At 63.7% G+C, this 22,028-nt stretch carries 22 protein-coding genes; 14 read left to right on the top strand and 8 right to left on the bottom strand.

Features of this window, described 5'->3' with window-relative positions:
• Together VR71_RS00810 and VR71_RS00815 are read right to left on the bottom strand one after the other, a co-directional pair.
• Positions 1-1,473, bottom strand: coding sequence for an aldehyde dehydrogenase (locus tag VR71_RS00810; protein ID WP_045680353.1), 1,473 nt, complete (start codon positions 1,471-1,473; stop codon positions 1-3).
• Positions 1,474-1,483: 10 nt separating this feature from the next.
• The gene (locus tag VR71_RS00815; protein WP_045680355.1) at positions 1,484-2,011 is read right to left on the bottom strand and encodes a flavin reductase family protein; all 528 of its coding nucleotides are present in this window, start codon (positions 2,009-2,011) and stop codon (positions 1,484-1,486) included.
• Positions 2,012-2,298: 287 nt separating this feature from the next.
• On the opposite strand from VR71_RS00815, the gene VR71_RS00820 reads away from it, so the two are divergent.
• Positions 2,299-3,897: a phosphoenolpyruvate carboxykinase gene (locus VR71_RS00820; protein WP_040651389.1), complete on the top strand. Its 1,599-nt coding sequence runs from the start codon at positions 2,299-2,301 to the stop codon at positions 3,895-3,897.
• Between the two features lie 294 nt (positions 3,898-4,191).
• Here the strand turns inward: VR71_RS00820 and accC are convergent, their stop codons facing one another.
• The 3 genes from accC to VR71_RS00835 form a co-directional block, all read right to left on the bottom strand.
• Positions 4,192-5,541, bottom strand: coding sequence for an acetyl-CoA carboxylase biotin carboxylase subunit (gene accC / locus VR71_RS00825; RefSeq protein ID WP_045680357.1), 1,350 nt, complete (start codon positions 5,539-5,541; stop codon positions 4,192-4,194).
• A 12-nt stretch (positions 5,542-5,553) separates the two neighbouring features.
• Positions 5,554-6,042: an acetyl-CoA carboxylase biotin carboxyl carrier protein gene (gene accB / locus VR71_RS00830; RefSeq protein WP_045680359.1), complete on the bottom strand. Its 489-nt coding sequence runs from the start codon at positions 6,040-6,042 to the stop codon at positions 5,554-5,556.
• Positions 6,043-6,191: 149 nt separating this feature from the next.
• Positions 6,192-6,734: a LuxR C-terminal-related transcriptional regulator gene (locus VR71_RS00835; protein ID WP_296429662.1), complete on the bottom strand. Its 543-nt coding sequence runs from the start codon at positions 6,732-6,734 to the stop codon at positions 6,192-6,194.
• 120 nt (positions 6,735-6,854) lie between these two features.
• Here VR71_RS00835 and VR71_RS00840 point away from each other — a divergent pair, with 120 nt between their 5' ends.
• The 5 genes from VR71_RS00840 (at position 6,855) to queF (ending at position 10,670) form a co-directional block, all read left to right on the top strand.
• On the top strand, positions 6,855-8,333 hold the full coding sequence (locus VR71_RS00840) for a class I adenylate-forming enzyme family protein (protein ID WP_045680408.1): 1,479 nt from the start codon (positions 6,855-6,857) through the stop codon (positions 8,331-8,333).
• 87 nt (positions 8,334-8,420) lie between these two features.
• The gene (gene queC / locus VR71_RS00845; RefSeq protein ID WP_045680361.1) at positions 8,421-9,119 is read left to right on the top strand and encodes a 7-cyano-7-deazaguanine synthase QueC; all 699 of its coding nucleotides are present in this window, start codon (positions 8,421-8,423) and stop codon (positions 9,117-9,119) included.
• Positions 9,119-9,475, top strand: coding sequence for a 6-carboxytetrahydropterin synthase QueD (queD, locus tag VR71_RS00850; protein WP_045680363.1), 357 nt, complete (start codon positions 9,119-9,121; stop codon positions 9,473-9,475). The genes queC and queD overlap by 1 nt, the downstream gene beginning before the upstream one ends.
• A complete protein-coding gene (queE, locus tag VR71_RS00855; RefSeq protein WP_045680365.1) occupies positions 9,472-10,194 on the top strand; it encodes a 7-carboxy-7-deazaguanine synthase QueE in 723 nt (240 codons plus the stop codon). The genes queD and queE overlap by 4 nt, the downstream gene beginning before the upstream one ends.
• Positions 10,195-10,205: 11 nt before the next feature.
• Complete coding sequence (queF, locus tag VR71_RS00860; RefSeq protein WP_045680366.1) at positions 10,206-10,670, top strand: preQ(1) synthase; 465 nt, start codon at positions 10,206-10,208, stop codon at positions 10,668-10,670.
• A gap of 127 nt (positions 10,671-10,797) precedes the next feature.
• Here the strand turns inward: queF and VR71_RS00865 are convergent, their stop codons facing one another.
• From VR71_RS00865 to VR71_RS00875, 3 genes are all read right to left on the bottom strand, one after another.
• Positions 10,798-11,064 (bottom strand): glycine zipper 2TM domain-containing protein, encoded by a 267-nt coding sequence (locus VR71_RS00865; protein WP_009818096.1) that lies wholly within the window; start codon positions 11,062-11,064, stop codon positions 10,798-10,800.
• Positions 11,065-11,159: 95 nt separating this feature from the next.
• Positions 11,160-12,065: a DMT family transporter gene (locus VR71_RS00870; protein ID WP_045680368.1), complete on the bottom strand. Its 906-nt coding sequence runs from the start codon at positions 12,063-12,065 to the stop codon at positions 11,160-11,162.
• Positions 12,062-13,090: a DMT family transporter gene (locus tag VR71_RS00875; protein WP_045680369.1), complete on the bottom strand. Its 1,029-nt coding sequence runs from the start codon at positions 13,088-13,090 to the stop codon at positions 12,062-12,064. The genes VR71_RS00870 and VR71_RS00875 overlap by 4 nt, the downstream gene beginning before the upstream one ends.
• A 342-nt stretch (positions 13,091-13,432) precedes the next feature.
• On the opposite strand from VR71_RS00875, the gene VR71_RS00880 reads away from it, so the two are divergent.
• The 8 genes from VR71_RS00880 to VR71_RS00915 all read left to right on the top strand — a co-directional run bounded on the left by VR71_RS00880 (position 13,433) and on the right by VR71_RS00915 (position 22,023).
• The gene (locus VR71_RS00880; RefSeq protein WP_045680370.1) at positions 13,433-14,743 is read left to right on the top strand and encodes a helix-turn-helix domain-containing protein; all 1,311 of its coding nucleotides are present in this window, start codon (positions 13,433-13,435) and stop codon (positions 14,741-14,743) included.
• Between the two features lie 69 nt (positions 14,744-14,812).
• Positions 14,813-15,181 (top strand): response regulator, encoded by a 369-nt coding sequence (locus VR71_RS00885; RefSeq protein ID WP_040650567.1) that lies wholly within the window; start codon positions 14,813-14,815, stop codon positions 15,179-15,181.
• Entirely contained in the window at positions 15,178-15,444 is a 267-nt protein-coding gene (locus VR71_RS00890; protein ID WP_045680372.1) for a hypothetical protein, read from the top strand. The genes VR71_RS00885 and VR71_RS00890 overlap by 4 nt, the downstream gene beginning before the upstream one ends.
• Positions 15,445-18,129, top strand: a complete 2,685-nt coding sequence (locus VR71_RS00895; protein ID WP_045680374.1) for a sensor histidine kinase — start codon at positions 15,445-15,447, stop codon at positions 18,127-18,129.
• Between the two features lie 82 nt (positions 18,130-18,211).
• Positions 18,212-19,240 (top strand): FliM/FliN family flagellar motor C-terminal domain-containing protein, encoded by a 1,029-nt coding sequence (locus VR71_RS00900; RefSeq protein ID WP_045680376.1) that lies wholly within the window; start codon positions 18,212-18,214, stop codon positions 19,238-19,240.
• A gap of 98 nt (positions 19,241-19,338) precedes the next feature.
• A complete protein-coding gene (locus tag VR71_RS00905) occupies positions 19,339-19,665 on the top strand; it encodes a TraR/DksA C4-type zinc finger protein (RefSeq protein WP_009818105.1) in 327 nt (108 codons plus the stop codon).
• A 93-nt stretch (positions 19,666-19,758) separates the two neighbouring features.
• On the top strand, positions 19,759-19,968 hold the full coding sequence (locus VR71_RS24460; protein ID WP_009818106.1) for a hypothetical protein: 210 nt from the start codon (positions 19,759-19,761) through the stop codon (positions 19,966-19,968).
• An 87-nt stretch (positions 19,969-20,055) separates the two neighbouring features.
• Positions 20,056-22,023, top strand: coding sequence for an enoyl-CoA hydratase/isomerase family protein (locus VR71_RS00915; RefSeq protein WP_296429664.1), 1,968 nt, complete (start codon positions 20,056-20,058; stop codon positions 22,021-22,023).
• Positions 22,024-22,028: the final 5 nt, after the last annotated feature.

The following is a 22,028-nucleotide window of genomic DNA, read 5'->3' on the forward strand; positions in this document are numbered from 1 at the left end:
TCAGCGCATTTGAAAGGGGTTGGCCAAGGGATCGTCGGACATGTTCATCCAGACGGTTTTGGGCCTTGTGTAGTCATAGAGCGCCTGAAAGCCGCTCTCGCGGCCATAGCCGCTGGATTTGGTGCCGCCGAATTCGGCGATGGGGCTGATGGCGCGGTAGGTGTTGACCCAGACGATACCGGCGCGCACCGCGCGGGACATCCGCAGGGCGCGGGCGTTGTCGCGGGTGAAGATGCCTGCGGCCAGCCCATGTTCGGAGCCGTTGGCGAGCGCGAGGGCCTCGGCTTCGGTTTTGAAGCGCAGGACCGAGAGGACAGGGCCGAACAGTTCGGTATCGACGATGCGCAGGTTGGCGGAGGGGCAATCGAGGATGGTCGGTTCAAAGAACATCTCGCCCGCCGCCGCGCGTTTGCCGCCGCAGATCAGCCGCGCGCCTTGGGTTTGGGCGTGGGCCACTTCCTGTTCTATGTGGTCCAATTGCGCGCGGGTGCAGAGGGGGCCCATTTGCGTGGCCTCGTCCATAGGATCGCCGATGCGGATATCGCGGGCGATGGCGCTGAGGCGGGTAAGGAAGTCGTCGGCGATATCCTCATGCACGAGGAGGCGCGAGCCTGCGACGCAGCTTTGACCCGAGGCGCCGAAGATGCCCGCGACGGCACCGTTGACCGCGCTCTCGATATCGGCATCGTCAAAGACGACAAAGGGGGATTTGCCGCCCAGTTCCAGACTGACTTGGGCGAAATTACGGGTGGAGTTCATCAGCACATGGCGGGCGGCGTTCGGCCCGCCGGTAAAGCTGATCCGGGACACCAGCGGGTGTGAGGTGAGCACGCGGCCGCAGGGGTCGCCATGGCCGGTGACGATATTGACGACGCCACCGGGGATGCCCGCCTGCGCGATCAGCCGCCCGAATTCGAGGATCACGGCGGGGGCGTGTTCCGAGGTCTTGAGCACCAATGTGTTGCCCGCCGCGAGGGCTGGGCCAAGTTTGACCGCCGTGAGGAAAAGCTGGGAGTTCCACGGCACGATGGCCGCCACCACGCCCAAGGGTTCGCGGTGGGTAAAGACGAACATATCCGGCTTGTCGATGGGGAGGGTTTCGCCGGTGATCTTGTCAGCAGCCCCGGCGTAGAATTGCAGGAATTCGGCGATATATTTGGCCTGCCAGCGGGTTTCCTTGAACATCTTGCCGGAATCGCGGGTTTCGACCTCGCCCAAGCGTTCGCTGTGCTCGGCCAGAAGATCGCCCAAGCGGCGCAGGCATTGGCCGCGCGCGGTGGGGGTCATGCGGGACCATGGGCCGTCGTAGCAGGCGCGGTGCGCGGCCTCAACGGCGCGGGTCACGTCGGCCTCGGTCGCCTCGGGGGCCGTGGCCCATACCTCGCCGGTGGCGGGGTTGAAGCTATTGAACCGGGTGCCATCCGAGGCATCGACCCAAGCGCCGTCGATCAGCATTTGATAGGCAGTGGTCATTGTCTGGCTTTCATTCTGCGGCACAGCGGGTGGCATCGTTGGGGATCACCCGATGATAGCCGCCGTCGCGCCATGCCAGCGGTGCGGCCCCTGCGTCGAATACGCTGGTGACAGTACCGATGACGATGAGATGGCTGCCTGAGGGGACGCTCTGCGCCATGTCGCAGGCAAAACCCGTCGCCCCTTCGAGCAGGGGGGCGGTGCCCGGTGTGCCGTAGCAGTCGATGCCGGAAAAGCGGTCGGTGACCCAGCCGTCATGCCGCCCGGCAAAGCGGTCGGCGATCTCGGTGCTGCCTTCGGGCAGGATATTGACGCAAAAGCGGCCATTGGCGGCCACCGCCTGTGCGATGCGGCTTTGCCCATGCAGGCAGACAAGGACCGAGGGCGGATCGGCGGAGACCGAGGTAAAGGCGCTGACCGTGGCCCCGAACCGGCCCATCGGCCCATCGGTCGTGACCACCGTCACCGAGGCTGCGACCTGACGCATGGCGCTGACAAAGCCGGTTCTGTCGACGGGGGAGGGGCTATTGGGGTGCATGGTCTTGTCCTTTGCCTGTGAGTGCGGCCTCATCAGGCTGACATGAATGGAGAGTTTTTGAAAACGAATTGTTTTGCTGTATATGTGCGGAAAATTCGAATTGATAGGATGCGGGGGGTGTTTGCACTTGCAGCATTGCGGATTCATGCCAAGTGATTGCGCTAACTTGGAAAAACGGGCTTGTTTGCGGGTTGCGAATCCGTGTCAGGCTGGAATACCAGACACCAATGCGCCGCGATGGCGGGTTCGAACAGGGTAGGGCGCCCACGCCCAAAAGGGAGAGAGACATGACGGCAGGACGGGTCAATCCGAGCTTTCGGTTGGAAGATCAGGGGATTTCGGGGCTGGGCAAGGTCCATTACAACCTGATGGAACCTGCGTTGGTCGCGGCCTCGGTGCAGCGCGGCGAGGGGGAATTGGGGCAGGGCGGCACTTTGTTAGTCAGCACTGGCGAATTCACCGGCCGCTCGCCCAAGGACAAGTTTACGGTCCGCACGCCCACCACGGAAAACACCATCTGGTGGGACAACAACCTGCCCATGTCGCCGGAGCATTTTGATCAGCTTCACAAAGACATGATCGCCTATCTGGCGGGGCGTGAAGTGTTTGTGCAGGATCTGGTGGCGGGGGCGGACCCCGCGCACAGCATCAATGTGCGGCTGGTCAATGAGCTGGCGTGGCACAACCTCTTTATCCGCCACATGCTGCGCCGTCCGGAGCGCGAGGCGCTGGATCATTTCGTGGCGGATTACACGATCATCAACTGCACCGGGTTCAAGGCGGACCCGGAGCGGCATGGTTGCCGCTCCGAGACGGTGATCGCGGTCAATATCGATGCCAAGCTGATCTTGATCGGCAATACGGAATATGCCGGCGAGAACAAGAAATCCATCTTTGGCCTGATGAATTACCTGCTGCCCGAGAAGGGTGTGATGCCGATGCATTGCTCGGCCAACCATGCCAAGGATGACCCCGAGGATGCGGCGGTGTTCTTTGGTCTCTCGGGCACGGGCAAGACCACGCTTTCGGCTGATCCCAACCGGACCTTGCTGGGCGATGACGAGCATGGCTGGTCCGACACCGGCACGTTCAATTTCGAGGGTGGCTGCTATGCCAAGACGATCCATCTGAGTGCCGAGGCGGAGCCGGAGATCTATGCAACCTGTTCGATGTTCGGCACCGTGATCGAGAATATGGTCTATGACGCGGAGACGCGCGAATTGGACTATGAGGATTCGAGCCTCACCGAGAATATGCGCTGCGCCTATCCGCTGGATTATATTCCCAATGCTTCGGCCACCGGGCTTGCGGGACATCCGCGTAATGTGGTGATGCTGACCTGTGATGCGTTCGGCGTGCTGCCCCCCATTGCGCGGCTGACCCCGGCGCAGGCGATGTATCATTTCCTCTCGGGTTTCACAGCCAAGATGGCCGGGACCGAGCGTGGGTTGACCGAACCGCAGCCGGTGTTTTCGACCTGCTTTGGCGCCCCCTTCATGCCGCGTCGTCCGGAGGTTTATGGCAACCTCCTGCGCGCCAAGATCGAGAGCCATGGCGCGTCGTGCTGGCTGGTCAACTCGGGCTGGACAGGCGGGGCCTATGGCACCGGATCGCGGATGCCGATCAAGGCGACGCGGGCGCTCTTGACCGCTGCGCTTGATGGATCGCTGAACGGGGTCGAGTTCCGCAAGGATGCGAACTTTGGCTTTGACGTGCCGGTGTCGGTGCCGGGCGTGGCGGATGTTCTGCTTGAGCCGCGCCGCACATGGAATGATCCGGCAGCCTATGATGCGCAGGCGGCGAAACTGGTGGCGATGTTCGCAGAGAATTTCGCGCAGTATCTGCCGCATGTGGACGACGAGTTGCGGGCGGTGGCGCTGGGCTGAGGCGAAGGCGGCACGGCGGCAGGTTTTGGCCTGAAAGGGACATTCGCCCCAATCTCCAAAGCGCGGAATAAAGGCGCGGCACGCGCCGCCGCGCAGCGCCCGTCCGCCCCCTCGGGCGGGCGCTTTTGCAACGGCTCAACATATTGAAAACGCATAAGTATTTGGCGGGGATAAAGTGCCAGCCGATGAGGTCGTAGCGCCCACCCGGCGGACGGGTGCTGCGCGGCTCATAGCAAAGGTCCAACGTCCCCTTCACGCCATTCGCGTCCGTCCGGACGGTCGTTGCACGTGACCTCAGTCGCGCAGATGCGTTTCCAGCCAGTGTTCCAGCCAGTGGATGTTGTAATTTCCGGACTGGATGTCCTCTTCCTGCAAGAGCGCGTGAAAGAGCGGCACGGTGGTGTCGACACCGTCGACGATCAATTCGCCAAGGGCGCGGGCCAGACGCTGGAGGGCGCTGTGACGGTCCTTGCCATGCACGATCAGCTTGGCAATCAGGCTGTCGTAATAGGGCGGGATCTTATAGCCATCATAGAGCGCCGAATCCATCCGCACGCCCAGCCCGCCGGGGGCGTGAAACTGGGTGATCCGACCGGGGCGCGGCGCGAAATCAGGCAGCTTCTCGGCGTTGATGCGGACCTCTATGGCGTGGCCGTTGATGATCAGATCGTCCTGCGTAAAGGACATCGGCAGGCCTTCGGCGACGCGGATCTGTTCCTGCACAAGATCGACGCCAAAGATCGCCTCGGTCACGGGATGCTCGACCTGCAACCGTGTGTTCATCTCGATGAAGAAGAAATCACCCTTTTCATAGAGAAACTCGATGGTGCCCGCGCCGCGATACTGGATATTCGCGCAGGCATCGGCACAGATTTTGCCGATACGGGCGCGTTCCTCGGCGGTGATGCAGGGGCCGGGGGCCTCTTCCAGCACCTTTTGGTGGCGGCGCTGGAGTGAGCAGTCCCGCTCTCCCAGATGCACCGCACCGCCCTTGCCATCGCCGAACACTTGAATTTCGATGTGACGCGGCGTGGTGAGGTATTTCTCGATATAGACCTCGTCATTGCCAAAGGCCGCCTTGGCCTCGGAGCGGGCGGTCAGGAAGGCCTTTTCCAACTCGGCGGCGTTCTGCGCCACCTTCATGCCGCGCCCGCCGCCGCCTGCGGTGGCCTTGACGATGATTGGAAAGCCGATGTCAGCGCAGAGCGCCTGCGCTTGCTTGAGAGTGGCGACGCCGCCCTCTGAGCCGGGAACGCAGGGCACGCCAAGCGCCTTCATCGTGTCCTTGGCGGTGATCTTGTCGCCCATGATGCGGATATGTTCGGCAGACGGGCCGATGAAGGTCAGGCCGTGATCCTCGACGATCTGCACGAAATTGGCGTTCTCCGACAGAAAGCCATAGCCCGGATGAATGGCCTGCGCGCCCGTGACTTCACAGGCGGCGATGATCGAGGGGATCGACAGGTAGCTCTCGGAGGAGGAAGGCGGGCCGATGCAGACGGATTCGTCGGCCATGCGCACATGCATGGCGTCGGCGTCGGCGGTGGAATGCACGGCGACGGTCTTGATCCCCATTTCACGGGCGGCGCGGATCACGCGGAGGGCGATCTCGCCCCGGTTGGCGATCAGGATTTTCTCGAACATGTGCAGCGGGCCTTATTCGATGATCATCAGGGGCGCACCATATTCGACCGCCGCGCCATCCTCGATCAGGATGCGTTTGACGGTGCCGCCCCGCGGGGCGGGAATATGGTTCATCGTCTTCATCGCCTCGATGATCAGCAAAGTGTCGCCCTCGGCCACCTGCGCGCCGACGCTGACAAAGGCGGGCGAGCCCGGTTCGGCCTGCATATAGACGGTGCCGACCATGGGCGAGGTCACGGCGCCGGGATGGCTTGCGGGGTCTTCGGTGGGCGCTGCGGCGACCGGGGCCGAGGCGGCGGAGGGGGCGTGTATCTGGGCGGGTGCTGCGGGGGGAGTGTAATGGGTGGTGACAGTCTCGCCCCGGCGACTGACGCGCACGTTGAGCGTGTCCGAGTCGCCGTATTCACGTTTGACCGACAGTTCGGTCAGATCGTTCTCGTTCAAGAGTTCCGCTAACGCCTTGATAAAGGCCACGTCCGATTCATGGGATTTGTTCGACATATCTTCCTCGACCACAGCGCGATGATGTCCCGTCCGGGGCTCATGGCATTTTGTTTTGGCCGCTTATAGGGCAAGGCGGAGGCTGAGAAAAGCGGCCATTGCCCAATAATCTGGGGGTGGGAGGGCAATTTTGCGAGAGGCGCGCGTATTCAGAGCGGCATGCCCGAAAGTTTGGCCACGAGTTCCGCAAGGTTGCGGGCCTGAAATTTCTCAAGCAGGCGGGCGCGGTAGACCTCGATCGTGCGGTAGCTGAGGCCGAGATCCAGACCGATTTCCTTGGAGGTGAGGCCACGACAGGTGAGAATCGCCACTTCGCGTTCGCGTTGGGTGAGTTGCACCATGGGGCGTTCGTTAGAGAGATCGGAAAACGACCAGATGCCGCGCTGAAACGGGGCCTCGGGGGTGAGGGATTGGCCGCGCACCCGGCACCAGAAGAGCGTGCCATCGCGCCGTTTCATCACCCGCTCGTCGGAATAGCGCCCGGTCTTGCGCATGATCGAGAGCGCATCCGCCCCGATGCGGCGATAATCCTCAATCGAGGGGTAATAGCGGGCGAGGGGGATGTTGGTGTAATCGGCAGGGGCGTCGCCAAAGATCACGGCAAATTTTTGATTGCACTGCCGGATGATGCGGTGTTCCAGCAGCGCGAGGCCCACGGGGGCGTGGTCAAAGGCGAGTTCCTTGATCTCCATGGCGGTCTCCATGGCCCGTTTATGGCGCGCGGGAGGCGGCGCGCCAAGGGCTTTGCGTGTTTCTACGGAATTGTGCCGGGGCTTTGTCGGTGGTTTGGTGGCGACGGGGAGGATTGGGCGATGAATATCGGGATTTGGCTGGAGCGGGCGGCGCGTGCGTGGCCCGCGCGCGAGGCGCTGTTTCAGGGTGTCGACGTGGTCGCGGATTATGCGGGGTTTGACCGCGCGGCGCGCGAGGTGGCGGGCGGGTTGATGGCGCAAGGCGTGGTTGCCGGCGACCGGGTGGCGATTTTCATGGGCAATGCGCCCGAGTATCTGCTGGCGCTCTATGGCATCTGGTATGCCGGGGCGGCCGCTGTGCCGATCAACGCCAAGCTGCACGGGGCAGAGGCGGCGTGGATCATTGCGGACGCGGGCGCAGCTGTGGTTCTGGCGGATGCGGCGCGGCGCGAGGCTTTGGCCGCAGAGGGCGTTGCGGCGCAGGCGGTGGCGCGGGGCGAGGCCGTGGCCGAGGTGGAGACCCGTGCGCCGGAGGATCTGGCGTGGCTGTTTTACACCTCCGGCACCACCGGGCGGCCCAAGGGGGTTCGGATCACGCATAGGATGCTGGTGGCGATGTCGCTGAGCTATCTGGCGGATGTGGATGAGGTGACGGGCGCGGATGCCACGCTTTATGCCGCGCCGATGAGCCATGGTGCGGGGCTCTATGCGATGGTGCATGTGCTGCGCGGGGCGCGGCATGTCTGCCCTGCGTCGGGCGGGTTTGACGAGGCCGAGATTTTCGATCTCGCGCGGCATCATGACCGGGTGCATATGTTTGCGGCTCCGACGATGGTCAAGCGGCTGACGGCGCGGGCGCGTGTGAGCGGCGAGACGGTCGCGGGGCTGCGCAGCGTGGTTTATGCCGGGGGGCCGATGTATCTGGCGGATATTCTCGAGGCGGTTGAGGTCTTTGGCCCGGTTTTTCTGCAAATCTACGGGCAGGGGGAATGCCCGATGGCGATTACGGCGCTGTCCCGCGTCGATGTGGCGGACCGCAGCCATCCGCGTTGGCGCGAACGGCTGGCCTCTGTCGGTCGGGCGCAATCGGTGGGGGAGGTGCGGATTGCCGATGAGACAGGGGCCGAGGTGCCGCCGGGCGAGGTCGGTGAAATCCTCGTGCGCGGCGATGCGGTGATGCCGGGGTATTGGCAGAATGTCGCGGCCAGTGAAAAGGCGCTCAGGGGTGGCTGGCTCTGGACCGGGGATCTGGGGCGGATGGACGGCGATGGCTATGTGACCTTGCAGGATCGGTCCAAGGACATGATCATCTCGGGCGGCAGTAATATCTATCCGCGCGAGGTGGAAGAGGTGCTCTTGACCCATCCATCGGTGATTGAGGTGGCGGTTGTGGGGCAGATGGATGCCGAATGGGGTGAGATTGTGGTGGCCTTCGTGGTTTGTGACGGCGAGCTCGATGAGGCGGCGCTTGACGCGCATTGTCTGAACCAGATCGCGCGGTTCAAGCGGCCCAAGCGCTATATAGCGGTGGCCGAACTGCCCAAGAACAATTACGGCAAGGTGCTCAAAACCGAGTTGCGGGGGCGTTTCGCCGAGTAACCCCACCTTGTTTTCGCCGATCAAAGGCGCTAGATGCGCGGGGTCGAGCGGTCGCAGCCTACCCGCTTTAAAAAACAAGGATGAAAGATGAGGACGATTGTTATCTGCTCGGGCGGGCTCGATTCCGTATCGCTCGCCCATAAGGTGGCCGCTGAGCATGAATTGGCGGGGCTTTTGAGCTTTGATTACGGGCAACGCCATGTGAAAGAGGTGGAGTACGCCGCTGCTTGCGCGCGCCGTCTGGGCGTGCCGCATAAGGTGGTGGATATTCGCCAGATTGGCGCGGCCCTGTCGGGATCGGCGCTGACCGATGATGTGGCGGTGCCGGATGGGCATTACGCCGAAGAAACCATGAAAATCACCATCGTGCCCAATCGCAATGCGATCATGCTGGCCATCGCCTTTGGCATGGCAGCGGCGGAAAAGGCCGATGCGGTGGCCACGGCGGTGCATGGCGGGGATCATTTCATCTACCCTGACTGCCGCCCCGGTTTCATCAACGCGTTTCAGGCAATGCAGGATGCGGCGCTGGAGGGCTATGCCGAGGTCAGGCTCTATACCCCCTATTTGCAGGGGTCCAAGGGCGATATCGTCACCGATGGGGCAAAGCATGGCACGCCTTTTGCCGAGACATGGTCCTGCTACAAGGGCGGTGCGCGGCATTGCGGGCGCTGCGGCACCTGTGTGGAGCGGCGCGAGGCGTTTCATCTGGCGGGGGTGGTTGATCCGACCGACTATGAGGACCGCGATTTCTGGCTGGCGGCTCTGGCCGGACGGGGGGCGTGATGTACCGGATCACCAAGGAATTCCATTTTTCCGCGTCGCATCAGCTGTTTGGCCTGCCTGAGACGCATCAATGCGCGCGGCTGCACGGGCATAATTACATAGTGGTGGTGGAACTGACCGCCGCCGAGTTGAACGCGCATGGGTTCGTGCGCGATTACCTCGATCTGGGCGATCTGAAGCGGTATATTGATGACACGCTGGATCACCGGCATCTGAACGATGTGCTGGGGGACGATTGTGTGACTGCAGAGCGGATGGCCAAGCATTTTTACGACTGGTGCCATGCGCGCTGGCCGGAGGTGACGGCGGTCAAGGTCAGCGAAACGCCGAAGACCTGGGCGGAGTTTCGTCCGTGAGCGACGCGATCCGGGTATCGGAAATCTTTGGGCCGACGATACAGGGCGAGGGCGCGCTGATCGGTCAGCCGACGGTATTCGTGCGCACGGGGGGCTGTGACTATCGCTGTAGCTGGTGCGACAGCCTGCATGCGGTCGAATCGGCCTATCGCGAGACTTGGGTGCCGATGAGCGCTGAGGCCGTGATGGCCGAGGTGGTGCGCCTCTCGGGCGGGCGGGCTATCATGGTGACGCTGTCGGGGGGCAATCCGGCGATTCAACCGCTGGGGGCGTTGATCGACCTGGGCCATGCGCAGGGCTATCGGTTCGCGATGGAAACGCAGGGGTCCGTGGCGCGCGACTGGTTTGCGGCGCTTGATATGCTGGTGCTCAGCCCCAAGCCGCCGTCATCTAGCATGGTGGTGGATTGGGCGCTGTTCGAGGAATGTGTTGCGGCGGCCAAGGGCGCGGCAAGCGTGCTCAAGATCGTCGTGTTTGACGAGGTGGATTACCAATGGGCGCGGCAGGTGGCGGGGCGTTATCCGCATCTGCCGCTCTATCTGCAACCGGGTAATCACACGCCGCCACCGCCCGAGGACGATGCCGCGACCGTCGATCAGGCGGGCATTGACGACCGGATGCGTTGGTTGGTGGACCGGGTGACGGGCGACGGATGGTTTGACGCAAAGGTTTTGCCGCAACTGCATGTGATGCTCTGGGGCAACAAGCGGGGCGTGTGAAGGAGAGAGCGATGAGCGAGAATATCTACAAGGATCTCAAGCAGTTGGGTGGTGCCGCACAGATACCGCAGACCCCCGAAGAGGCGCTGTTGGAGCGGGTGGCCAATCCGCAGGCGGATGTGCAGTATAACGTGCGGTTTACTGCGCCCGAGTTCACCTCGCTCTGTCCGATGACCGGCCAGCCTGATTTCGCGCATCTGGTGATTGATTATGTGCCGGGCAAATGGCTGGTCGAGAGCAAGTCGCTCAAGCTCTATCTCACCAGTTTCCGCAATCATGGGGCATTCCATGAGGATTGCACGATTTCGATTGCGCGGCGCTTGGTGGCGTTTCTGGAGCCGCAGTGGCTGCGGATTGGCGGCTATTGGTATCCGCGTGGCGGCATTCCGATTGATGTCTTCTGGCAGACCGGGGTGATGCCCGAGGGGCTCTGGATTCCTGATCAAGGTGTGCCACCCTATCGCGGGAGAGGGTGAGGGGCAGGGTTTGGCCTGACGGGGACGTCGGCCCAGCGATTGCGCGGCGCCCTTCGGGCTTGAGTCCGCGCTTAAGCGCCGCTTGGGGCCGACGTCACCTAAAGGCCAAGACCCTCCACTTTTCGCATCAGCAGGGCACGGTGCGATAGGTGCCGTCGCCATTCGAGTAGGCGCATTGGTTCTTGGCGGTGTTGCGGGCCACAAGCGTGCCTGCGGCAGCCCCTGCCAGTGCCGAAACGACGGTCCAGCCGGAATCGGCGTCAAAGGCGGAGGCGAGCAAGGCACCACCGGCTGCACCGGCTGCGCCGCCGACCAGTTCCCGGTCGCTGACGCCCTGCATGCAGCCTGCAAGGGCGAGGCTGGTGACGCTGGCGAGAATGAGACTGCGGTTCATGGTAATCCCCTTTTGATTTGGTTTGAACACAGGATTCAACGCAGGGTCGGGGGATTTGTTCCATCCGGGAAACCGGAGGAGCGGCGGATATTCGATCACAGCATCGGTGGCGGGGGTCTGCGCCGCGCGCCCGAGAGGGCGTTGCCCGCAATCGCAGTCAAAAGGATCGTGCCGCCGATCAGGGTATTCGGGGTGGCCGTCTCGCCGAGCACAAGCCAGACCCAGACCGGGCCCAGCACCACTTCGGCCAAGGACAGAAGCGTCAGTTCGGCGGCCGGCACGGTCTTGGAGCCGATGGTATAGAGGATCAGCCCCAAACCCACCTGAAACACGCCCATTCCGAGCGAAATCCCCATGTCGCCGGGGGTGATCCCGAGCGACAGGCCAAGCCAGAGGCAGATGATCGCCATCAGCACCATGCCAAAGACACCCGACAGAAAGACGGCGGGCATCATCTCTGTTGCCTTGCCCCAGCGGAGGGTGATGGTGAAGGTCGCAAACCCCACCGCAGAGCCGATGGCGGCGAGATTGCCCAAGAGGGCGGCCCCGCCGAACTTGTCCCAGACCATCACCGCGATGCCACAGCCCGCAACGAGAATGGCGACCCATGTCTGGGGCCGCACATATTCGCCAAGGATCACACGGCCAAGGACAGCGGCCAAGAGCGGAGAGCAGGCGAAAAGCATCATTGCATTGGCGACGGATGTGGTCTGGATGGCAAAGATCGCGCCTGTGTAGGCCGCAACCAGTGACAGCCCGCCAATCACCCCGGGCCAACCCATGCGCCACGCAAGGCGCAGCGGATCTTGTCCGGTGCGCAGGCGGATCACCCCATAGAGCAACAGCGTCATCGAGACAGAGCGGTAGAACAGAATCTGCCAGACCTGCGCCTCGTCGATCAGGCGGATGCCAAGGCCCACGGTGGACCAGACCAGACCGGCGAGAAACACAAGGGCATAGCCGCGCAGGTCCCGCTCGGACCGGGTCAGGACGGTGGTCATTTGGCGCTTTCTTCGTCGGGGATTTGCGGCGGCAGGGGACTGCCGGGGGCAAAGATCGCCTCGGCGGTGACAGGCACCTCGTCGCTATGGCGCGCCGCGCGCAATTCGCGCCAGCCGAGATAGAGGCCAGAGGCAATGATCAGCGTCATACCGGCAAGGACATTCAGCGCCGGAACTTCGTCCCAGAGCACGTAGGCAAGGATCGCGGCAAAGGGCAGGTAGGTATAGTCAAAGGGGGCCACGAGGCTTGCGTTGGCGATCTGGTATGCCCGCGAGACCAGCGAATAGGCTGCCATGCCGATGACCCCTAAAAGGGCAAGGCGTGGCAGGTCGCCAAAGGCCTCGGGTGGTAATTCCCAGCGCAGGTGGTGGGTGGCCGGGGTGATCTCGATCACCTGATTGACCAGCCAGCCCATCGGCAGGATCAGCAGCCCGGCGAAGGTCAGGGTATAGAGACCCACGGTCAATGTGCTCTCGCGGTCGCCGATCTGACGGGCGATGATCTGCGAGATGGCGTAGGTCACAGCGCAGAGCAAGGGCAGGATCGCCACCCAAGAGAAATTCTCGCCCGCCGGGTTCATGGCGATCAGCACGCCGATAAAGCCCACGACGAGGGCCGCGCAGCGATGCGGTCCGATGGTTTCACGCAAGAAGACCGAGGCGAAGAGTGCGGTGATCAGCGGCGCGGAGAAGAAGATTGTGCTGACCTCGGCCAGTCCCATGAACGGGAAGGCCGCGTAGAACATGGAAAAGCCTGTGGCGAAGAGGAAGGCGCGCAAGAGATGCAGCGGCCAGAGCGGCGTCAGCAGGCGGTGCGGGGCCCCGAGAATCAAGATGAGCGGCGTCATCACCAAGAGGGTCACGATGGAGCGCACGAAAATCAGCAACCAGACCGGATAGAGGGTCAGCAGCGTTTTCATCATGGCATCCTGCCCGACAAAGAGCAGCATGGCGATCTCGACGCAGAGTATCCCCTGCAGCGCGCGCGACGGCGCGGGGGTGGGATGTGCCGAAAGCGTGGCCATGGGGGTCCATTTCTATCAGTTTGGCGCGCGCGCCGCAGTGTCCTAGGGTCGTCTCAGGCTGGGGAGATCAAAAGCGACTGTCGCGCCTCTTTGCGACGCGGATGCGTAAAAACCGGGCAGGGGTCTGCGCGGCCTCTCGGGTGCTGAGGGCCATTGGGGCAGGGTCGCAGGCTTGTACGAAAACGTGACCTCGGATATCGACGTAAGAATATTGCGCGCCGTGTTATTTTCGTGGAATAAACAGGCTGTAAACTTATAGACAAGTCTTGTGCGCTTGTTGTAAAAAAATTCTCGCACTCACAGATTGCCCACAGATAGCCCTCCGGGACAAGGACTCGCCAGATGCCGGACCGGCTCATGATCGGCACCAGAATTCGCGAGAGGCGGGTGTTGAACGGTATCCGGCAATCGGATTTGGCGCAGCAGGCCGGGATTTCGCCCTCCTATCTCAACCTGATCGAGCACAATCACCGCCGGATCGGGGGCAAGACCCTGCTCAAGCTTGCGGAGGCGCTCAAGGTTGAGCCGTCGCAATTGACCCAAGGGGCTGAGGTGACGTTGATTTCCGGTCTGCGCGAGGCGGCGGGCAAGCCGGATACGGATGGGCCTGAACTGGACCGGATCGAGGAATTCGCCGGGCGCTATCCCGGTTGGGCGGGGCTGTTGAACGAGCTGCGTCGCCGCAATCAGGCGTTGGAGCGCACCATCGAGACATTGACCGACCGGCTGGCGCATGACCCGTTTCTGTCGGATTCGCTGCATGAGGTGATTTCGGCGGTGACGGCGATTCGGGCGACGTCTTCGATTCTGGTCGAAACCGAGGCGATCGAGCCGGAATGGCAGGCGCGGTTTCATCGCAACATCAACGAGGACAGCGCGCGGTTGACCGAAGGCGCGCAGGCCTTGGTGCGGTATCTGGAGGCGGCCCCCAATACCGAGGCGGAACTGACGTCGCCACAGGACGAAATGCATGCCTTTCTGGCCGCGCGCGGCTATCATCTGGCGGAATTGGAGCGCGAGATGGCGGGGCCGCGCGATGTGGCGCGGTTGATCGAGGCGGCCGCGGCGCAGGGCATGTCGAGTCCGGCGCAGAGCCTGACGCGCGACGCGCTTTTGCGGTATATGGAGGATGCGCAGGCCTTGCCGCTCAGGGCGTTTCTGGCGCGGGTGGGGATGCTGGGGCTGAGGCCCGACCGATTGGCAGAGGCGACGGGGGCGGATATGGCGCGGGTGTTCCGGCGTCTGGCGAGCCTGCCGGAGGCAGAGGTGGGGCCGGTCGGCCTGGTGATTTGCGATGCGTCGGGCACCTTGACATTTCGCAAGCCGATTGGCGGATTTGCCATGCCGCGTATGGCGGGGGCCTGCACGCTCTGGCCGCTCTATCAGGTGCTGAGCCAGCCGCAGGTGCCCATTCGGATGCGGTTGCGGCAGGCGGGGCGCGGGGCCGAGGTGGTCGAGGCCTTTGCCGTGGCCGCGCAGGCTGTGGCTGCGGGTTTTGATCGACCGCCGCTGATGCAGGCGCTGATGCTGCTTGTGCCCGATCCGGGCGAGGCGGGGGGCGGGTTGCGTCAGATGGGGGTGAGTTGTCGGATCTGTCCGGTGCCCGACTGTGCGGCGCGGCGTGAGCCGTCGATTGTCGCGAAAGGATTGTGACGGGATGGACCGACAGACAGACAGACGTGCGGCAGCGCCTGCGCGCGCAACGGAGGGGAGGCCAGTTGCATGAGTAAGAGGGTTCTGGTGATCGAGGATGAACCGAACATCATCGAGGCTGTCAGCTTTATCCTGTCGCGGGATGGCTGGGAGGTAAAGACCCACGCGAATGGCCATGATGCGATGGAAGCGGTGCGCGCCCGCGCGCCGGATCTGATCATTCTGGATGTGATGCTGCCCGGCAAGAGCGGCTTTGACATCCTTCAGGAAATCCGCGCCGATGCCGTCTATGGCCGCACGCCGGTCCTGATGCTGACGGCACGTGGCCAGACCAAGGATCGCGAGATGGCAGAGCGTGCCGGAGCCAGCCAATACATGACCAAGCCGTTTTCCAACGCCGATGTTCTGGCGGCGGTACGGGCGCTGGTGGTGCCATGAGTCCCGAACGCAGCCCGTTGTTTCTGGCGCGGCGCACCTATCGGCTGCGGCGTTTGTCGGATGCGGCGCGGATGCTGCCGATTGCCGGGGCGGTGTTGTTCTCGCTGCCGCTCTTGTGGGAGACGAGGGAGGTGCGCACCACGGATGCGATGTTCTATATCTTTGGTCTCTGGATCGTGCTGGCGGTGATCTCGGGCGTGATCTCGACGCGGCTGCGCCCGACTGATACTGAGGATGACCCGAAAGGATCGCAGGAGCGCTAGATGACGATCCTCAACGCCCTCATCCTTGTTTGCGTGCTTTATGTGGTGTTTCTCTTTGCCGTGGCCTTTGCGGCGGATCGTGCGGCGCTGCGCGGGCGCGGAAGCTGGCTGCGCTCGCCCTATGTCTATACGCTGTCGCTGTCGATCTATTGCACGGCCTGGACATTCTACGGCGCGGTCGGTTTTGCCGCGCGGTCGGGGCTGGAATTCGTCACGATCTATCTGGGGCCGACGTTGATCATGATCGGCTGGTGGTGGACCCTGCGCAAGATGGTGCGGGTGGGGCGCAGTCAGCGGATCACCTCGATCGCCGATCTGATTTCCTCGCGCTATGGCAAATCCAACCTGCTGGCCGTGATCGTGACGGTGTTGGCGGTGATCGGCACGACGCCCTATATCGCGCTGCAATTGCAATCGGTGACGCTGTCCTTTGCCGCCTTTGCCGAGACCGATCCCACGGCCACGACCCTGCCGGATATGCAATCCACGGCACTTTGGGTGGCGGGGGGGCTGGCGCTCTTTACCATTCTTTTCGGCACGCGCAATCTGGATGCGAACGAGCGCCATCACGGCGTGGTCATGGCCATCGCGCTCGAAGCGGTGGTCAAGCTCTGTGCGCTCTTGGCGGTCGGGATTTTCGTGGTCTGGGGCCTATCGGGCGGGGTGGCGGCGACGCTCGACCGGATCGACGCCTCGGCCATTGCACGCTTTGAGGTGTCAGGCAGTCGCTGGGTTGGTCTTACGATGCTGTCGGCGGCGGCGTTTTTGTGCCTGCCGCGTATGTTTCAGGTGATGGTGGTCGAGAATGAGGACGAGGACCATCTGCGCACGGCGGCCTGGGCGTTTCCGACCTATCTGATGTTGATGAGCCTCTTTGTCGTCCCCATCGCGGCGGTGGGGCTGGAGGTGATGCCGGCAGGGGCCAATCCGGACCTCTTCGTTTTGACGCTGCCCTTGATGGATGGGCGCGACGGGTTGGCGATTCTGTCGTTTCTGGGCGGATTCTCCAGCGCCACCTCGATGGTCATCGTCGCCGCTATCGCGCTCTCGACCATGGTGTCGAACCATGTGGTGATGCCGCTTTGGCTGCATTTTTCGGGAAGTGCGGCGATGGTGTCGGGGGATGTGCGGCATGTGGCGCTGCTTGCGCGGCGGCTCAGCATCGCCGGGGTCGTGCTTTTGGGCTATATGTATTTCCGCCTGTCGGGAGGGGGGACTGCGCTGGCGGCGATTGGCCTGATCGCCTTTGCAGGTGTGGCGCAGTTCATGCCGGCCTTGATGGGCGGGCTGTTCTGGCGCGGAGCTACGCGCACGGGGGCCTTGGCGGGGCTCTGTGTCGGGGCGACGGTGTGGATCTATTGCCTCTTCCTGCCCAGCTTTGGACCCTCGGTTGTGCTGCCGCAGGTGGTGTTTGACGAGGGGCTCTTTGGCCTGCAGTGGCTGCGGCCCCGCGCGCTCTTTGGGGCCGAGGGGATGGACCCTGTGGTGCATGCGGTGCTGTGGTCGATGCTGCTCAACACCGCCGCCTTTGTCCTTGGCTCGCTGCTCAGCTTTCCGCAGCCGGTCGAGCGGTTGCAGGGCGCGCAATTCGTTAATGTGTTCGATCATTCCGGCACGCCCGGCGGCTGGACCGGCGGCATGGCGCAGAGCGAGGATCTGTTGATCATGGCGCAGCGGATCATGGGGGCGACCGAGGCGCAGGCGCTCTTTGCCGAGGCCGCCAAGAGGCAAGGGTTGGCGGGGTATCTGCCCGAACCCAGCCCGACGTTCCTGCAAGAGTTGGAGCGGGAATTGTCGGGGTCGGTCGGGGCCGCGACGGCCCATGCGATGATCAGCCAGATCGTCGGCGGCGCGGCGGTCTCGGTCGAGGATCTGATGGCGGTGGCGGATGAGACCGCGCAGATCATGGAATATTCCAGCCAGCTTGAGGCGAAATCGCAGGAACTGGCCCGCACCGCACGGCAGCTCCGGCAGGCCAATGAAAAGCTGACACAGCTTTCGGTGCAAAAGGACGGGTTCCTGAGCCAGATCAGCCATGAGCTGCGCACGCCGATGACGTCGATCCGGGCGTTCTCGGAAATCCTGCGCGACACCGGGGATCTGACACCAGAGGAGCAGAACAAATATGCCTCGGTGATTCATGACGAGGCGGTGCGCCTGACACGGCTTTTGGATGACCTCCTGGATCTCAGCGTGCTGGAGAATGGTCAGGTCGTGCTGCATGTGCAGACGGGATCGCTGGCGGATCTCCTCGACCGGGCGGAACGCGCGGCGGGGGTGCAGGGCGGCACGCTCCGGGTGGTGCGCGACCGTGGGGCCGAGGCTGTGGAATTGACCACCGACCTTGACCGATTGGCGCAGGTATTCATCAATCTCATCGCCAATGCACGCAAATATTGTGACGGGCAGCCGCCGGTGCTGACCATCCGCACAGCCGTGGTGGACGGGCAGTTGGTGATTGATTTTACCGACAATGGATCGGGCATCGCACCTGCACAACAGGCTGTTATCTTTGAGAAATTCTCGCGCATTGGGCAGCACAAGGCGGGGGGGGCGGGCCTTGGCCTTGCGATTTGCCGCGAGATCATGGCCCGGTTGGAGGGCGCGGTCAGCTATCTGCCGGGACAGAAGGGCGCGGCATTTCGCGTGACCTTGCCACTGATGGCGCGCATGGCGGCGCAGTAGCGGCGCGCGGTTTTCGGCCCTGCCTAAAGGAAATCGTAACCAAGCCTGCCTAGGGTTGTCCCATGAGCTTCAGAAGGGGGCAATGGCGCTGGCTATGGGATCGCAGGATCACGGTTCGGTCATTCAACGCATGGCACAGGCGGCACGGGGCGGGTTTGACAGCCGTCAAATGTCCCCGGCCAAGGCGTTGCGGCTGGCACTGGCACGGGTGGCGGATTCGCTCTTTGGCCTTGGCATCACGGTCGCGACGGTCGAGCAGATGCGTTTGCCCTTGGCTGAGGTTGCCCATCGTCTGAGCGATGAGGGACTCTTGGTGCATCTTGATGGCGCGGCGGGCGCGCGGGGGGCGCTCTGCCTTGATCCGCAGTTTCTGGCGGGGTTAATCGAGGTGCAAACCACGGGGGCCGTGCGCCCCGCCGTGGCGCGGCCGCGTGCCGCCACACGCACCGATGCGGCGATGGTCGCGCCGCTGATTGATGCGGTGATGGCCGAGTTTGACAGCCAGATGACAGCCGAGGTCGAAGGCTATCTGGCGCGCGGCTTCAGCTTTGGCGACTTGGTCGAGGATATGCGCGCGCTGTCGCTTGTGCTTCTGGCCCCAGATTACGACTTGCTGCGGCTGACGGTCGATTTGGGGCCGGGGGCCAAGACAGGGCGTCTCGACCTGCTGTTGCCGGTGGTGCCACTGCCCGTCCGCGCAGCGCCCGGGGCGGGCGCATTGGGGGACGGCTCGGCGCCTCTGGACCAGGTGGTGCGTACTGCGCCGGTGGTGCTTGATGCGGTGATGGGCCGGTTGCGGCTGCCGTTGCGCGATGTCTGGGCGTTCAAGCCCGGCGATTTGGTGCCGATCCCGCGAGAGGCACTGGGTGAGACACAGTTGGTGGGCACCAAGGGGCATATTGTGGCCATCGCACAGTTGGGACAGATGAACGGCTGGCGCGCGCTGCGCCTGATCGCGGGCGGGGCTGCGCCGCTGCCCGACCGGCCCGACCCAGAGGATGAGACCGCGACGCAGGTGCCGGTTGCCAGTGCCGCAAGCGCATCGCCGCCGCGCACGGGGCGCGATCTCGTGTCTCTGTCCGATGCCGGTCAGAGCCGGGAGCCGGTGTGAACCGGCGCTTTGGTGCCGATCCACCTGCCTCGGTTGACTTGCATCAATGACCGAAGCGCGCCGGTTTGATAGACTGAGGATAATCAGGGAGGGTTCTCATGCTGGAGACAGAAAAGTATCGGTCGGCGCTGATGGCGCGTCTGGGTGAATTGGATAAACGCCTGCACGCGATTGAAGGTGAATTGGATTCAACAAGATCCAAGGATTGGGACGACGCCGCGATCGAGCGCGAAGGTGACGAGGTTCTCGAGCATCTGGGTCAGCATGGACAGGAAGAGGTGGTGCGAATCCGTGCTGCGCTCGACCGCATCCGCAAGGGGGCATATGGCATCTGTGCCAAATGCGAAGAGCCAATTTCCGCCGACCGGCTGGATATTCTACCGGAAACCCCGCTTTGTCGGAGCTGTGCTGCGCAGCTATCCTGAGATCGGTCACGCATCTGTTACGGGCTCGGCCTATGTTGTAGCCTCAAGGAAAAAAACACGTTAGAGTTGCAATTGCCACCAGGGAGGACGACCATGACCAATACTTGCACTGAGCTTGATCGCCTACAGCATCAAATTGGGCAGGCGGATGTCGAAAGCCGCCACAGACTGGAGCCGCAGTTGCGCCGCATGATCGAGCGGCTGCGCGCCGAGGGGCTGGCGGTTCCCGACCAGACCAAGAGCCTGCATGAGGTCTTGCTCTGCGAGGCTATTGAGGCACAATTCGAGAACATGCCGGTCTGATCCTGCCGCTTCTTCCGTCAGACGCTTGCGCATGGGGATTTTCCCCTTAGAACTAGTGTGCAGGTGCGTTTGATCGGCGGGGGCGGTGTGACAGGGCAAATACGTCAAGAGTTGCGCGACGGGGTGGCGGTGCTGCTGCTCGATCGGCCTGTGGCCAATGCCTTGGCTGCCGAGCTGCGCGCAGATTTGCGGCGCGCTCTGGAGGCCGCTGCGGTGGCTCAGGATGTGCGCGCCGTTGTTCTGGCCGGGGCCGGGACGGGGTTTTCCTCGGGCGTGGACCTGACGGAATACGATGGCCCTTTGGCGGAGCCGTGGATTGATACGCTCTCCAGTCTGATTGAGGACTATCCCAAGCCGGTGATTGCCGCCCTGCATGGCACCACGTTCGGGGCCGGTCTGGCGCTGGCGCTGGCGGCACATGCGCGCGTGGCACAGTCCGAGGCGCGATTGGCCTCGCCGGAGATCACGCTTGGCATGGTGCCGGGCGGCGGTGTGACCCAACGGTTGCCGCGCCTTTTGGGCGCGCAGATCGCGTTGGAAGTGATGCTGGGGGGACAGACCGTGCGGGCCTCTGATCCGCGGTTGCGGCGGCTCTTTTCCCAGATCACGCCCGAGAATCCGGTGCCCGCCGCCATTGAGCTTGCGCGCAGGCTGGCCGATGAGGGGCAGTGGCCGCGCAGTTGCGAGGCCACGCGTGGCCTGTCTGATCCGGCCGGATTTCAGCGTGCCATCACAGTCGTGGCCGAGCGGCTGAAGGGGCAGGCCGGGGCTGCGTCGGATATTCTGCGCGCCGTTGAGGCCGCGCAGCTCTTGCCCTTTGCGCAGGGAGTGGACTTTGAGTCCGCGCTGTTCGAGGATCGGTTGCGCAGCCCCGAAGCACAGGCTCAGCGGCATATCTATGCCGCCGAGCGGCGGGCGGCGGGCATGCCGGAACTGGCGCAGGGGGCGGCCCGCGACATGGGTCGGATCAGCCTCTTTGGGGCGGGTCTTGGCGATGTCGCGCTGTTGCTGCTGGAGGGTGGCAAGGAGGTTCAGAGCGATGCGCCGGACCTGCCTGACGGGGTGGCGCGCGCCCTCACTGCGTTGGTGACGCAGGGCAAGATTGACGCCGCCACCTCTGCGGTGCGGCAGGCGCGGCTTCAGGTCGGCACCGAGCCTGCCGATCTGGTGCTCGATGCGCGTGGCGAGGAGGTGGAGGGTGCGGCGCTGGCGGTGCCACTCGATACGGGGCGCGGGCTGGCGGGGGCGCAGTTGGGGCTGCGGCTCTACCGTCCGTCGCAGAGTTTGCGGCTGGCCGAACTCGCGGTTTCTGAGGCCGCCGATCCCGGTGATGTCGCGAGCCTTGCGCGGCTCTGGTCCGGGCTGGGCGTGACGGCGGTGCGCGCGGCGCAGCCTGCCGCTGGTCCGGGGCTGGGCCATGTGATGATGGGCGCGCTCTGTCTGGCCGGGCTGGAGATGGTGCGCCGTGGGATGACGCCCCTGCGGGTGGATCAGGCGGCGCAGCGGCTCGGGTTTCGGGCGGGGCCGTTCCTGATGATGGATGTCGAGGGCTTGCCGGTGGTGGCGGCGCGGCTGCGTGTGGTGGCTGACTGGCTGGAGTGCCCCGCGCCCGGCGCGGATGATCCCTTGGCCGAGCGGCTTGCCAAGGGGGCGGTGGGCCGAACGGTCGGGCGCGGATTCTATGACCATCCGAGCGAAGGACCACGCCCGCCCAAGGGCATGGCCGGGCCGGGGCTTGATCCGGGTGAGGTGTTGGGCGTCGTTCCGCCACGGCATGCGCTGCATGCGGCGCTGGTGGGGGCGGCGATGCAGCTATTGGCGCGCGGTGCGGTGCAACGGGCCTCGGATCTCGATGTGCTGATGGTGCGGGGTTACGGCTATGACCGGGCGCGCGGCGGGCCGCTCTGTGCGGCGGATCAGCGGGGGATGTTGGCGATTTTGCGGGACATCAAGGCGCTTGCCCCGATGCAGTCGCCGCTTTGGCAAGTGCAGCCGATGCTGCTTGATATGGTCAAGAACGGTGACGGATTTTTTGGCAGGCGGGCCAGCACATAGGGCGG

Origin of the sequence: Roseovarius sp. BRH_c41 (assembly GCF_000961715.1) — a bacterium.
Taxonomy (GTDB): domain Bacteria; phylum Pseudomonadota; class Alphaproteobacteria; order Rhodobacterales; family Rhodobacteraceae; genus Roseovarius.